Origin of the sequence: Nostoc sp. UHCC 0870 (genome assembly GCF_022063185.1) — a bacterium.
Taxonomy (GTDB): Bacteria; Cyanobacteriota; Cyanobacteriia; order Cyanobacteriales; family Nostocaceae; genus Trichormus.
In genome coordinates this window covers 1,145,297-1,157,692 of the sequence record NZ_CP091913.1, presented here as the reverse complement: position 1 = coordinate 1,157,692, position 12,396 = coordinate 1,145,297, and the positions used below count along the sequence as shown (strand labels likewise).

The window sequence follows — 12,396 nt, the reverse complement described above, 5'->3', positions numbered from 1 at the left end:
GGGAAATTTCAATTATTAATTGTGCTGGAATAGCGATCGCCTGATCTGATGCCAAATTAATCCTGCTACAATCAAACCTAAACCTACTTGCCAAATCGCAGACTCTACCCAGAAGGCTAAGAATAAACAAGATAAAAGCCCTATCCAACCTATCCACACAGGATACAGGCGTTCTGAAGCTGGGAGTCTTAAAGCGGCAAAATTGGTGATGGCGTAGTAAATTAAGACGCTAAAGGCACTAAACGACCATGTTGTTTTAACATTGCCTAATAATACTAAAAGAGCGATCGCAATTCCCACAACTATCACAGCCCAATAGGGTGCTGTTTGTTCTCGATTTAGATGTGCTAAAAATCTGGGAGCATCTGCACGTCTACCCATTGCCAATAGTACGCGGGATAAGCCCAAAATTAAATTTAACAACACCCCTAGCATGGCTGTTATTGCACCGATAGCTAAAACCACAGCCGCACCAGTACCCCCTACAGTACGGGCGACAACTTCCAACGGCGCGGCTTTTTCCCCTGTAGCATTTGCCAAAGTCTCCACACCCACAGCCCCAATTCCCACCGTCGCCACTGTTATATACAGCAACATAGTGACGAACAAACAAACAATCATCGCTTTGGGAATCGTTTCCCTCGGAGAACGGGCTTCTTCCCCCATAGTTGCAATCCGTCCATAGCCAGTATAAGCCACGAACATCAAAGCACTAGCATGAAGCACTGCCCCTGGAGAACTACTAAAAAACGGTGTTAAATTATTAACTCCCTGTTCCACCGCACGGGGTAGACAAGCCAAAATAAAGAACGCCAAAGATAACAGCGTTACCGAGACAATAACTATATTAGTCAGATTAGAACGTTTAATTCCACTCAACACAACCAAAGTCATAATTACTACAGCCAAGATAGCTATAGGAATCACCCAATCAGAACTCCCACCCAAGAGATTTAGTAAGTAACCAGCAAAACCCAAAGCAGCCGTCGCCGCCGAAGCCGTCTTCGCTACTAAAAACATCCAACCTGCGGTGAAACCAAAAGCAGGAGTGAGATATTTATAACCATATTCATAACTACCCCCACTAACTGGGTGATTAGCTGCAAGTTGCGCGCTATTGAGTCCATTGCAAGTAGCCACAATTGCCCCAATTGCTACCGCCAAAATGACCGCCGTCCCTGCAATACCGGACGCAATGCCAATACTGACAAAGACACCCGTCCCAACAATCGAACCCAACCCCATCAGTGTCGCCCCAAAAACCCCTAACTCTCGTTTCAGTTGGGGTGATGAATTGGTAACGGACATCTTGAATATCTCCCCTTTTATCTGAACATATGATACAGATAAATGAGCGTGGTTGAATATGAGTACAATTAACTCTTTTTCCCTCCGTGTCTTAGTGTCTCTGTGGTTAAAGATTTTTACCTTTTCTCCTTCACCATCAAATTCACGCCCCCATTAGGCGCAAAAACTACACCACGGCGCACAGGTTTGAGAGGAACTTTATCGAGCAATTCTAGAGAGTAATTTGAGAGAATTGTTGCTAAAACTAACTTCATTTCAAACAGAGCAAATGCCATACCTAAACAACGACGATTTCCACCACCAAAAGGTACAAACTCATAGGGAGAAAACTGGCTCTCTAGAAACCGTTCTGGTTTAAACTGCTCAGGTTCAGGATATATATCTGGACGATGATGAGTCAAATAAACACAAGGAGAAATCATCATTCCTTTCGGTAAATCATAGCCCTGGAATTTCATTGGTGCTTTGAGAATGCGGGGAAAAGCAAAAAAAGCTACTGGATAAATTCGCAGAGTTTCTGAACAGACAGCATTTAAATAAGGTAGTTGAGTAATTGTTGCGGGGTCTGCATTGGTTATATCAATTGAATTGAGTTCTTGCAGCAATTTTTCCCGCACTTCTGGCAAATAATTAACCCAGTATAACGCCCAAGATAAAGCGATCGCAGTAGTTTCATGTCCAGCAAATAGCATAGTCATTGACTCATCCCGTAACTCAACATCAGTCAGGGGTTGACCTTGTTCATCACGCGCAGACAACAACAAACTTAAAATATCTTCACTTTCAGCATCAACTTGGTGGCGACGTTCATTAATTTCCTGGTAAATCAACTCATCAAGTAGCTGGCGGCGGCGCAAAAACCGACCCCAAGGTGTCCCAGCACCTAAATCTCGTTGCAAAAATTTGAAAAATAAGAAAACAGCACTCAAAGGTTGGTTAAAAGTATCCAACATCTCAGTTAAGACTTGCTTGATTTGTTGGTAACGTTCCCCTTCTTCCAACCCAAATACAGACCGTAAAATTACTTGTAGAGAAATATCCTGCATACTGGGACGGGCGATAAATGGCTGTCCTACAGTCCATTTACTGGTGACTTGCTTGGTGATATCACGGATTAAATCACCATAAGCCCGCATCCGTTCACCGTGGAAGGGGGGCATTAAAAGTTTACGCTGTTTTAAGTGGCGATCGCCATCCAGCAAAATTAACGAGTTAGCCCCTACTAAGGGTTGAATTAGATAATTACCTTTACCAGCATCAAATAATTGAGCATCAGCAGTAAATAATTCTTGAATTGCTTGGGGATTACTAATAATTACTTGTGGGGGAAAATTATTAAACTCTGATATAAATATATCTCCATATTTTTGTGTAGTTTTATTGAGATAATATACCGGGTTAGTAATTCCTCTAAATGTTTGCAGCCATCTAGGTATACTGGGTTTAGCTGGTAAGTTAGGGATATTTTGATCAGTAGTTTTATCTTTAATATTAATCATGATTAATGCTCCTATTTTGAATTTTGAGACTGCATTTTAAGCAAGATGTCTATGGGGCGTTACTTCTACTAATCCTAGAGACTTTCTTAATTCCTCAATAGGTTCTTGCCAATGTTCTTCAAAACGATAACCCAACAAAAAATCTGCTTTCTTTCCGAGTTTTTGACCTTTGTTTAGGTTAGCGCAAATCATCTGGCTTTGTTGGGGCGCAAGTATAGGATAGAGAAATTGAGCTAATTTTAAGCTAATTTTGAGTGATTTACTATAGTTTTGCTCCGCAGCAAATGCCAATACGCCAATTTCTCCAGCGTAGGTAGTATCAAAACCGAGTAAAACGTGAAAAATATCGTGAGTGACAGCGTAGCGTAAAGCAAAGACATTGCGTTGAGCAACATCCACTAATTCTGGACTAATATTCAGTGCTTTAAGATGATTCATCTGCATATGATCGGCATATTCTCTGCCGAATGTGCCTAGAGGATATTGCCTTAATTTATCCAAATCAATTAGAGGATAATATCCCTCCACTGATTGTAATTTTTCAGCCACTTCAGGAGCAACTTTAGCCCCGAATAAATCAGACTTAAGAATGGCAAAATCACCAAATTTTCCTAATTTTTTGGCTGTAAAAACTGCTGAGATTTGTTTAAATTTTTGCAGCACAGTGAGTTTCCTCTTTTTACCTCGCAGAGAGTGTAGAACTCAAGCAGTGTTAAACATTCCTACATTAAGAGGATGTTTGAAAAGTTTTGTCAGGTATCCTTTGTCATTCTGAGTGGAGCTTTGCGGAAGGAAGAATCCGCGTTTTCACCGTTATACTGGAATGCTTCCTTCGTCAGCATGACATCAAAGGGGACTTTTCAAACACCCTCTAACATCTGCAACTTTGAGTCTGCCAAAAAATAAATTTCTTGGCAGACTTAAAGTATAATGAGTTTCTAGATGAATACTCTGCAATGCGATCGCAGTTAAACCCCAAGGTAATTTACTCGCAACGGGTGGAGATGGCTGCTCCCTCAAGTTGCTCCCGTCATGAAGATATATTGTGGGCGATCGCTTTTAGCCCTAATGGAACAGTGCATCAATACGTTCAAAACAAGTCAAGTAAAGTAAAGGATTTTACCCTCTTAATTACTAATTACGAATTAGTAATTATCTACTAACACTTGCGATATTTGATGTGATAAACCAAACCACGATGTGCAAGATCAAAGGAGTCAACAGTCGCCATACCTTGACCACTAGCTGTCATCGAAGCATTCACCCGCATATTTAGACTGTCACCACAGCGTGACCAAACATTAGCCACAGTCGCTAATTTATCTCGAACGTTGTAGTCAGTTTCGCCTCTAAATGTCCTGGCAAAAACAGGCCCACGCTGACCAGCAAAAAAGTATTCTGCTCTTAGTCTTCCAGTTGTACCGGGAGCAACATAGCCCCGATAATCAGCATCATAGAGCGAAATTTGAAAGCCTTGGGGTACTTTAATTGGAATACTCAAATTACAGCTTTTACGTCTTTGTGCGGCGTTATTCCCTAGGGCTGCAAAATCATCAAAAAGAATACTTAACTCTTGACCATCGGGGCTAACGCTCACACTAGCAGATCCGCCAGGACAACCATTACCACCGTAATCTGCACCTAAAATTTCAACTTTGTTAGCCAAGGCAGGACTAATAGCAGCTGTCATTAATACAGTAGTTGTAGCCAAAGCAACTTGTGCAAACTTGATAGATGTTTGCTTGAAATTTTGATTATTCATAACTCCACTTCCTTTGGGTATTTTTACAGTCTTGATTGAAAATTTTCGACCAGATTTTGGTCTGTCAATCTTCGTATATTTCCTGACTAGGCTGGGTGTGAATTTGTTTCCCAAGTAAAAAAATTTAGTATTCTTAGCGGAAACTTCACTAAATATCAGAATTTACTCTAGTCATGTTTGCAATGTTTGACATAGCAAGAAAATGCTCGCAATCATTGCCAAATCAGGATTTTCTCCAAACTATTGGCTATAGAGAAAAGAACTGAGTACCGAGTAGAACTATTAAGACACTACAAAGTCAATAAAGTCACTTCCAGAAAATATACCCTGATCAAATAAAAATTTTTCACTAGTACAGCAGGGCGTAAATAAGCGCAAAGTTGAGCCACTGCGTTGCCGGGGTTCGTCCGGTTGTAGCAAGTGGCGTGGCGGTGTCGGTTTCCGTCCCGCCAAACTTTGTAAGAGAACCACCCATTCCAAATCAACAAAACTCTTACGTTGTCTTCATTTTGAATTTTGTTAGCGTAGCGTAAAGCCTTCGGCATAGCTTCTCCTGTCGGAGAGGCTGCGCCAACGCTTAGAGCGAGTCCGCGTATCGCTAAAGCGAAAGCTCCGCTAACGCGCAGCGTCTCGTAGAGAGCGTCATTTTGAATTTTGAATTGATTTGTCCCCAATCCCTCTTTTGCAAACAACCGTTAAACTTCATTGCAAATTAAGAAGCCCAGCAAAACAACATGATAAGTTTTTATGATGTGAAGAAACAGCACTAGAGATAAGGAGAACACAGTGGCAATGGAATCAAATTTATCCAAGGGCGCGGTTTTAACAAACGAAGATATCAGTGAATACGTTGCTCATCTACAGTTGCACATGACTCTACAAGCTCGCAATCTGCTTCCAACCCTCAAGCCAACACAAGAAGACAGTAGAGAACAATTGTTACATCAAACCCAAGCCACCGTTGAAAAGCTGGTTTCTCGTCAGGGTTTATACTAGATAGCTCCGAGAAAGAAGATAAAAGCTTTATGTAGTCAGGTTGATACTCCATTTCTAGGAGATGTCTAGTTAAGAAAAAATATAATTAACAAAAAAAGCAAATAAAATAAAAGCAGATAATGTTGGGTGAATACCAAAAATCTACTCAACAGGTCTGCTTTTTCTATTTTTAAGTATTTAGTGACGAAAATCACCCTTTTGGAGCAATAGTAAAGAACGGAAAGCCGTTAAGATAATTGCAGCAGTTCCTTTCTTCCCAGTTAGTTAAGGCTATATGGCAGCCCAAATTAAAATGAACTCCTTACTTCCCCAAAACCTCAGCGTTGTCATTCGGCCAGTCCAATACCGGGATCTGGATGGAATTGAGCGCATATCTCAAGAGTCATTCGCCGCCTTGTCTCCCAACGGTGTGAGCGTTGTGAAGCAGCAAATGGAATTGTTGCATCGCTGGTATGGGTTACTCAGATTTTTGAGTTGGTTTCCTAACCCGCTAAAATATCGTTTCTGTGCTTATGTGGCTGAACAGGGGCGAATGCTCTTAGGGATGATTCAAGTATCACCGTTCAATCGGACACGCAGCACTTGGCGCGTTGATCGGGTGGTGTTGGATCGAGGTGCTGATAAGCAAGGAATTGGTTCGCAACTCTTACGCCATTGCTTCGAGTCGATTTTAGAAGCTCGGACTTGGTTATTAGAAGTGAATGTAAATGATCTAGAATCGCTGGCACTTTATCGCCAAAATGGATTTCAGCGTCTAGCAGAAATGACTTACTGGGAAATAGAGCCGGAACTGCTCACGGAACTAGCGCAAGCCGAGCCAGACTTGCCTAACCTTCTACCTGTAAGCAATGCTGATGCTCAGTTACTATATCAATTAGATACAGCATCAATGCCGCCCTTAGTGCGTCAAGTATTCGATCGCAACAACCGTGATTTTAAAACCACTTTGTTCGCTGCATTGTCTGATGCTATTAAGCAATGGGTAACAAAAACCGAAGTAGTCAGTGGCTACGTATTTGAACCCCAACGCAAAGCCGCCATAGGCTATTTTCAGGTGCAGCTTGATCGCAAAGGCGAAACCCCCCACGTCGCCACCCTCACCGTCCATCCTGCCTATACTTGGCTATATCCAGAGCTACTGGCTCAGTTGGCTCGCATTGCTCAAGATTTTCCACAACAAGGGTTAAAACTAGCCTCTTCTGACTATCAGCCAGAAAGAGAAGAGTATTTAGAGCGCATTGGCGCGAAACGCATAGAACATACATTAGTTATGTCCCGCTCTGTGTGGCACAAACTCCGGGAATCAAAATTGGTTTCCTTAGAAGGTATTCAGTGGACTGACGTACTTCAAGGCTTACAACCAGCCCGTAAACCCATACCCGGTGGGATGTCTTGGGCAGAAGTTAGACAGCAGCAAGCCTCAGAAATCCCTGTTAAACACCAGTCAGAATCAGTTAATTTTGGGTGCAAAAACTGTAACATTGATCCATCTTGTCAACATGAATCAACGGATGGAAAGCAGGACTGATAACTGATAACTGATAACTAATGACCACAAAGTATATATCAGCATTGGGATTAGATGTAGGTAGCAAGCGGATTGGCATTGCGGGATGCGATCGCACGGGATTAATTGCTACTGGGATTACAACTCTGGAGCGTACATCCTTTGACCAAGATGTGGCGCAAATCCGTAATTTAGTTCATGAACGCGAAGTACAGGTGCTGGTTATAGGTTTACCCTATTCAATGGATGGGTCTATAGGGTTTCAGGCTCGCCATGTCCAAAAATTTGCCAATAGACTGGCGAAAGCTCTACAACTGCCTATAGAGTATGTCGATGAGCGACTAACTTCTTTTCAAGCCGAGCAACTACTCATAGCGGAAAATCGCTCACCTTCACGAAATAAAGGTTTAATCGATCGCAAAGCTGCATCTCTAATTTTGCAGCAGTGGCTAGATAGTAAACGAGCTATTATCCACAGTTCAGAAGTATCTGTAGAGTATTGATACCTTTGAACATGATATTCTGAAAGCTGTTACACAGCAGTTGTATTTAAATCTAAAGCTATTTGCTTGACATTATTGGTCATAAAACAGCAAATAGATTTTCACAACTGTTGGTACTTATCAAGTTTCATCCATTAGCTATGTTTTCTTCTCCATTTTCTGAAAATAACGATCAAGCTCCCACAGGTTCCATCACTTTGACTGATGATAAGGGGCGAACCCTTGAATGTTATATAGAACATTCGCTTTCAGCAGATGGACAGGAATATGTTTTGTTGCTTCCTGTAGATTCACCCATCGAAATTTTTGCTTGGGAAGGTGATGACGAAGAAGAAGAAGCTGTTCTGGTAGAAGATGATGCCATAATTGACGAAATTTTTAGCACAGCTCAAGCTGTCTTAGCCGAGCAGAACTTGTTACTAAAAAACACTGCTTACGCTTTGACAGTTGCTGGTGAATTACCACCAGTAGAAGATTCAGAACTTTTTACTCTAGAAATCGAAGAAGACGAGGCAGATTTAGAACCAGAGCAATTACAATTACTTACCACCTTTTATCATCAAGAGCAGGAGTACGCAATTTATACGCCGCTTGATCCACTGCTGTTTTTTGCCAGAATAGCAAAAAGTGGCGAACCTGTATTACTCTCTCCAGAAGAGTTCCGCGAAGTGCAACCGCTTTTAGAAGAGCAACTTTTTAACGAAGTTGAATAACAATGACTAATAACTATTAACTATGACTTGGAACAAGCTCGTACAGCCTGATTTGGTTTTGCATGGTTCTGTGTTGAACCTTACACCAAAAATTATTCAACATTATGGGCTGAAAGGGCTGGTGTTGGATGTCGATGAAACTTTAGTACCGATTAGAGTCGGAGCAGCCTCCCCAGAACTCAAGGACTGGGTAGAGCAAATGCGTATCTGTACATCGCTTTGCTTGGTGAGCAATAACTTGAGCGAAGCCCGAATTGGTAGCATTGCTCGCTCTCTGAACCTGCCATACTACCTAGGTGCAGCCAAGCCTTCCCGCAGAAAAATTCGCTCTGCACTCCAGGCGATGGATTTACCTGTGCATGAAGTGGGGATGGTAGGCGATCGCTTGTTTACTGATGTCGTGGCAGGGAATCGCTTAGATATGTTTACCATTTTGGTAGAACCCATTGTCCATCCTGATGCTGCTCTGCGCTCCCATCCCATTCGCAACTTTGAAGTTTGGTTCTCGGAAATCCTCGGAGCTTCGATCATCTCCCAGGACACAAAAATTCACAAAGATTAATAAATGCTTAAACAATCTAAATCTAAAAAAATAATTAAGAAAACCCGTGAGCCAAAAAAAATCGGAGATTATAGGTATTAATAACATGGGGTCAGCCAAAAAAGACCCTAGCTCATAACAAATAAAAATAAACCAGTAAAGCGTCAGCCTTCACTTATAGAAGGACTGGCGTTTTGCAATTTATGGGGATTTTCATTTTGAATTTTGTAGCTTGCTTCTCTAACGAGACGCTACCGCGAACCCGATAGGGTATTTTGAATTTTGAATTCCCCAAAGGGGATTGACTAATGACCAAAACAATTGTCGTCAAAATCGGCACATCTAGCCTAACTCAACCACAGAGTGGACAACTGGCACTTTCCACGATCGCCACTTTAGCAGAAACCCTGACTGATTTAAGACAGCAGGGTAATCGAGTTATTTTAGTATCTTCTGGGGCTGTGGGAGTGGGTTGTGCGCGTTTGGGTTTAACCGAACGTCCCAAAGCGATCGCACTAAAACAAGCAGTAGCAGCCGTTGGTCAAGGGCGATTAATGCGGGTGTATGATGATTTATTTACCACCTTGCAACAGCCAATTGCTCAAGTCTTGCTGACCCGTAGCGATTTAGTCCAGCGCAGCCGCTATCTCAATGTCTACAATACTTTTGGTGAACTGCTGGGATTGGGAGTAATTCCTGTAGTGAACGAAAATGACACCGTAGCCATCGATGAACTGAAATTTGGCGACAATGATACCCTTTCCGCATTGGTAGCCAGCCTTGTAGAAGCAGATTGGTTATTTTTGCTTACCGATGTCGATAAATTGTACTCTGCCGATCCCCGTTCTGTACCCGACGCGCAACCAATTTCTCTAGTGACGAGCATGAAAGAATTGGCAGAATTACAAGTGCAAACAGGCTCTCAAGGTTCACAATGGGGTACTGGTGGTATGGTGACAAAAATCTCAGCAGCGAGAATTGCGATCGCGGCGGGAGTGCGTACCGTGATTACACAGGGAAGATTCCCGCGTAACATCGAGAAGATTTTACAAGGGGAAGCCATTGGTACACATTTTCAACCCCAACCAGAACCAACCTCAGCGCGTAAACGCTGGATTGCTTATGGTCTTGTACCTCTGGGGAAATTATATTTAGATACAGGTGCGATCGCTGCTATTGTCGAAGCAGGTAAATCTTTATTAGCAGCTGGCATTAAAACCATTGAAGGCGAATTTGACAGCCAAGATGCAGTGCAATTATGTGATGTCAACGGTCAAGAGATTGCCAGAGGACTAGTTAACTACAATAGCACTGACCTGCAAAAGATTTGCGGGTGTCACTCTAGAGACATTCCTGCAATCTTAGGTTATGCCGGTGCGGAAACTGTCATTCACCGGGATAACTTAGTTCTGACTTAAAAGAAAAGTCTTGCCTAGAAATCGTGTTTAATAGCTTCGGCTTGGGTGGGTGAAACCAACCTTATTGTGAAATTTAAATATACGCTCCTGCATCGTCTTAGAAGCCCGCAGATCGCTCCTTACCAACAAATGAACCTTACTGTCTTTTTCAATTCTCAGGGCTGAAAATTTTCAGGGATAAATAACTAACTAGATTACTTGTGGGGCAGTAGATGAAGAATCTTGCAAAATTCGGATTTTGAGGATGTCATATAATCTTATCGTATGCTATAAAGTAGCATATTACACCGAAAAATCTTACATGGTTGACTATATTCAACAAGCTAGTGGACTACAGCATATATCTCATGCCGAAATAGAAAAGCGAATCTTCCAACACAGATTATTTGGACTAGATTCCCTTCAGGAGCATTTGTTTCGGTTTTGTAAAGCTGTAATAACAGCAGATACTCAGAGAGTAAAAGAATTTATATTTTATGATTTAGTTCCTTCAATACTTCTTTGCGGACCACCAAATACAGGCAAAACTACTCTTTGTCATTTACTGTTTGACCGTCTTAAAAAAGAAGTCACTAACGAAATTAATTTTTACACTATTGATATTGGTAAGATGCTTGATCCTGCTTTAGGACAATCATCCCGTAATTTAGAGCAAGCGTTCGAGGATTTACGAAAAATTTGTTCAGATGACTCATCTGCATTTCTAGTGCTAGATGAACTAGATTCTTTCTGTATGAGCCGTAGTAGGGTTCAAGAGCATGATGCTATCCGTCGAGCGATGACAACTTTAATATTAGAGCTTGATAGGCTACATCCATCCTCAAGTAAAAAAATGATTATGCTTGGTATTACTAATGTAGATAATTTAATCGATACAGCCGTAATACGTAGGTTCTCTCTGAAGTATTCTGTTGATGCTAATCTTTGCTGGGATGATTTTTGTGTCTATATTAAATATTTGAGTCAACCGATTAACTACACTCCTCAAGAGCAAGATTTAAAGCAGCTATATGATATTTATAAACGTCGTGCTTTCAAATCAGGTGATATAAAAACTCTTTATAAAAATTTATTGATTGATGTCATTTGTGAAGACAAAGAAATTTCAATTAGAGATAAGTTATTCAAGCTTTTTGAAGAAAGTTTCTCAACTGACGAACATTTAAACATAACTTATGGAGAATTTACAAATGGCAGACAGAGAATGGCAAACAGATGAAGACAAAAAAATTAACCGCCTGAAAGCCCACAGAGATTTCATCACCTGGGTCATTAATAGGTTGAAAGCAGAGGGAATTCCTTGTGAGAGAACCATAGGCGATGATTCTAGAGGCGATATTCTTTATTACAACTCTGAGGATGAACCCAGGGTGAAGGAAATTGTTCGCCAAATTAACTCTGAGTACAATAAGTCTTAGAACATATAGATGCCATACATTGAAATTAAAACTCGTAAACAGATTGATTCAACCTTAGCAAAAAAGATTATTAATAAGGGAGGTGTATCTGCTGTCTTAACCACAGGGATAATCACAAAGCCAGCAAAAAAACTCTTTGATGAGCATGATGTAGCATATGCAGAAAATGTCCCTGAGAAATTGTTTATGGAATCTGAAGCTCAGGAGGAAGGCTAATGTTGGATATCGTATTTTATTCACAAGATAAAACAACGGTTGATTCAGTTGACGTTTCACAGGACTTTTACAAATGGCTTGAGCAATCAGACTTTTCTAAGATTGCAAAGCCTCAAGAAATAGAGATGAAACCTGATGGAGAACCTGTGAAAATTGCTGTAATTCTTCTTGAAGGTGGAAATCGCAGAAAGTTGAGTGATTTCTTTCGAGACGTAATTGTTCAAGAAAGTGATGAGGTGTTGAATAAGTTAGGTAGCTCGCCCTCAAAGCAAGAATATATGGATACCACCTATAAGCTGAAAACACTGCAAATTTTGCGTAAGCTTGTGGAGGATGAAAAATGTAAATACTTGGATTACCAAGAGTTTTAGTATAAAAAACTGAGCGATCGCGGCATAATAGCGCGTTGGTACAGGGGATTTTAGATTGACTTTCTTCTCTACGTTCGCGGAGCGTGTCGTAGACAAAGGCTGCGCCAACGCAGCGTATATCGTTTCCTAATCACATGAGGTATA

16 protein-coding genes are annotated in these 12,396 nt (G+C 41.3%); 11 read left to right on the top strand and 5 right to left on the bottom strand.

What is annotated here, in order from left to right; genetic code table 11:
• Positions 1–15 precede the first annotated feature (15 nt).
• From L6494_RS05140 to L6494_RS05130, 3 genes are all read right to left on the bottom strand, one after another.
• Positions 16–1,308: an APC family permease gene (locus L6494_RS05140; protein ID WP_237991778.1), complete on the bottom strand. Its 1,293-nt coding sequence runs from the start codon at positions 1,306–1,308 to the stop codon at positions 16–18.
• Between the two features lie 116 nt (positions 1,309–1,424).
• The gene (locus L6494_RS05135) at positions 1,425–2,807 is read right to left on the bottom strand and encodes a cytochrome P450 (protein WP_237991776.1); all 1,383 of its coding nucleotides are present in this window, start codon (positions 2,805–2,807) and stop codon (positions 1,425–1,427) included.
• A 36-nt stretch (positions 2,808–2,843) separates the two neighbouring features.
• Complete coding sequence (locus L6494_RS05130; protein WP_237991774.1) at positions 2,844–3,470, bottom strand: Coq4 family protein; 627 nt, start codon at positions 3,468–3,470, stop codon at positions 2,844–2,846.
• 248 nt (positions 3,471–3,718) lie between these two features.
• Between L6494_RS05130 and L6494_RS05125 the strand changes: the two genes are divergently transcribed.
• Positions 3,719–3,970, top strand: coding sequence for a hypothetical protein (locus L6494_RS05125; protein WP_237991765.1), 252 nt, complete (start codon positions 3,719–3,721; stop codon positions 3,968–3,970).
• Here the strand turns inward: L6494_RS05125 and L6494_RS05120 are convergent.
• The gene (locus L6494_RS05120) at positions 3,967–4,569 is read right to left on the bottom strand and encodes a DUF4360 domain-containing protein (protein WP_237991763.1); all 603 of its coding nucleotides are present in this window, start codon (positions 4,567–4,569) and stop codon (positions 3,967–3,969) included. The genes L6494_RS05125 and L6494_RS05120 overlap by 4 nt on opposite strands.
• A 290-nt stretch (positions 4,570–4,859) precedes the next feature.
• Positions 4,860–5,261 (bottom strand): hypothetical protein, encoded by a 402-nt coding sequence (locus L6494_RS05115; RefSeq protein WP_237991762.1) that lies wholly within the window; start codon positions 5,259–5,261, stop codon positions 4,860–4,862.
• A 100-nt stretch (positions 5,262–5,361) separates the two neighbouring features.
• Between L6494_RS05115 and L6494_RS05110 the strand changes: the two genes are divergently transcribed.
• From L6494_RS05110 to L6494_RS05065, 10 genes are all read left to right on the top strand, one after another.
• A complete protein-coding gene (locus L6494_RS05110; RefSeq protein WP_190696624.1) occupies positions 5,362–5,565 on the top strand; it encodes a hypothetical protein in 204 nt (67 codons plus the stop codon).
• Between the two features lie 274 nt (positions 5,566–5,839).
• Positions 5,840–7,093: a GNAT family N-acetyltransferase gene (locus tag L6494_RS05105; protein WP_237991760.1), complete on the top strand. Its 1,254-nt coding sequence runs from the start codon at positions 5,840–5,842 to the stop codon at positions 7,091–7,093.
• A 20-nt stretch (positions 7,094–7,113) separates the two neighbouring features.
• Complete coding sequence (ruvX, locus tag L6494_RS05100) at positions 7,114–7,575, top strand: Holliday junction resolvase RuvX (RefSeq protein WP_237991758.1); 462 nt, start codon at positions 7,114–7,116, stop codon at positions 7,573–7,575.
• Positions 7,576–7,715: 140 nt separating this feature from the next.
• Entirely contained in the window at positions 7,716–8,288 is a 573-nt protein-coding gene (locus L6494_RS05095) for a DUF3727 domain-containing protein (protein ID WP_237991748.1), read from the top strand.
• 22 nt (positions 8,289–8,310) lie between these two features.
• Positions 8,311–8,850, top strand: coding sequence for a YqeG family HAD IIIA-type phosphatase (locus L6494_RS05090; protein WP_237991746.1), 540 nt, complete (start codon positions 8,311–8,313; stop codon positions 8,848–8,850).
• A gap of 287 nt (positions 8,851–9,137) precedes the next feature.
• Positions 9,138–10,247: a glutamate 5-kinase gene (gene proB, locus L6494_RS05085; RefSeq protein WP_237991743.1), complete on the top strand. Its 1,110-nt coding sequence runs from the start codon at positions 9,138–9,140 to the stop codon at positions 10,245–10,247.
• A 301-nt stretch (positions 10,248–10,548) separates the two neighbouring features.
• Positions 10,549–11,466, top strand: coding sequence for an AAA family ATPase (locus tag L6494_RS05080; RefSeq protein WP_237991739.1), 918 nt, complete (start codon positions 10,549–10,551; stop codon positions 11,464–11,466).
• Positions 11,438–11,665, top strand: coding sequence for a hypothetical protein (locus tag L6494_RS05075; protein WP_237991738.1), 228 nt, complete (start codon positions 11,438–11,440; stop codon positions 11,663–11,665). The genes L6494_RS05080 and L6494_RS05075 overlap by 29 nt, the downstream gene beginning before the upstream one ends.
• Positions 11,666–11,674: 9 nt before the next feature.
• On the top strand, positions 11,675–11,881 hold the full coding sequence (locus tag L6494_RS05070) for a hypothetical protein (protein ID WP_066381921.1): 207 nt from the start codon (positions 11,675–11,677) through the stop codon (positions 11,879–11,881).
• Positions 11,881–12,252, top strand: a complete 372-nt coding sequence (locus tag L6494_RS05065) for a hypothetical protein (protein WP_237991737.1) — start codon at positions 11,881–11,883, stop codon at positions 12,250–12,252. The genes L6494_RS05070 and L6494_RS05065 overlap by 1 nt, the downstream gene beginning before the upstream one ends.
• The last annotated feature ends 144 nt before the right edge of the window (positions 12,253–12,396 follow it).

Bases quoted from the DNA above. Each gene is read 5' to 3' on its own strand.
- L6494_RS05140 (WP_237991778.1), bottom strand. From the start codon at position 1,308: ATGTCCGTTACCAATTCATCACCCCAACTGAAACGAGAGTTAGGGGTT.
- L6494_RS05135 (WP_237991776.1), bottom strand. From the start codon at position 2,807: ATGATTAATATTAAAGATAAAACTACTGATCAAAATATCCCTAACTTA.
- L6494_RS05120 (WP_237991763.1), bottom strand. From the start codon at position 4,569: ATGAATAATCAAAATTTCAAGCAAACATCTATCAAGTTTGCACAAGTT.
- L6494_RS05110 (WP_190696624.1), top strand. From the start codon at position 5,362: ATGGAATCAAATTTATCCAAGGGCGCGGTTTTAACAAACGAAGATATC.
- L6494_RS05105 (WP_237991760.1), top strand. From the start codon at position 5,840: ATGGCAGCCCAAATTAAAATGAACTCCTTACTTCCCCAAAACCTCAGC.
- ruvX (WP_237991758.1), top strand. From the start codon at position 7,114: ATGACCACAAAGTATATATCAGCATTGGGATTAGATGTAGGTAGCAAG.
- L6494_RS05095 (WP_237991748.1), top strand. From the start codon at position 7,716: ATGTTTTCTTCTCCATTTTCTGAAAATAACGATCAAGCTCCCACAGGT.
- L6494_RS05090 (WP_237991746.1), top strand. From the start codon at position 8,311: ATGACTTGGAACAAGCTCGTACAGCCTGATTTGGTTTTGCATGGTTCT.
- proB (WP_237991743.1), top strand. From the start codon at position 9,138: ATGACCAAAACAATTGTCGTCAAAATCGGCACATCTAGCCTAACTCAA.
- L6494_RS05080 (WP_237991739.1), top strand. From the start codon at position 10,549: ATGGTTGACTATATTCAACAAGCTAGTGGACTACAGCATATATCTCAT.
- L6494_RS05075 (WP_237991738.1), top strand. From the start codon at position 11,438: ATGGCAGACAGAGAATGGCAAACAGATGAAGACAAAAAAATTAACCGC.
- L6494_RS05070 (WP_066381921.1), top strand. From the start codon at position 11,675: ATGCCATACATTGAAATTAAAACTCGTAAACAGATTGATTCAACCTTA.
- L6494_RS05065 (WP_237991737.1), top strand. From the start codon at position 11,881: ATGTTGGATATCGTATTTTATTCACAAGATAAAACAACGGTTGATTCA.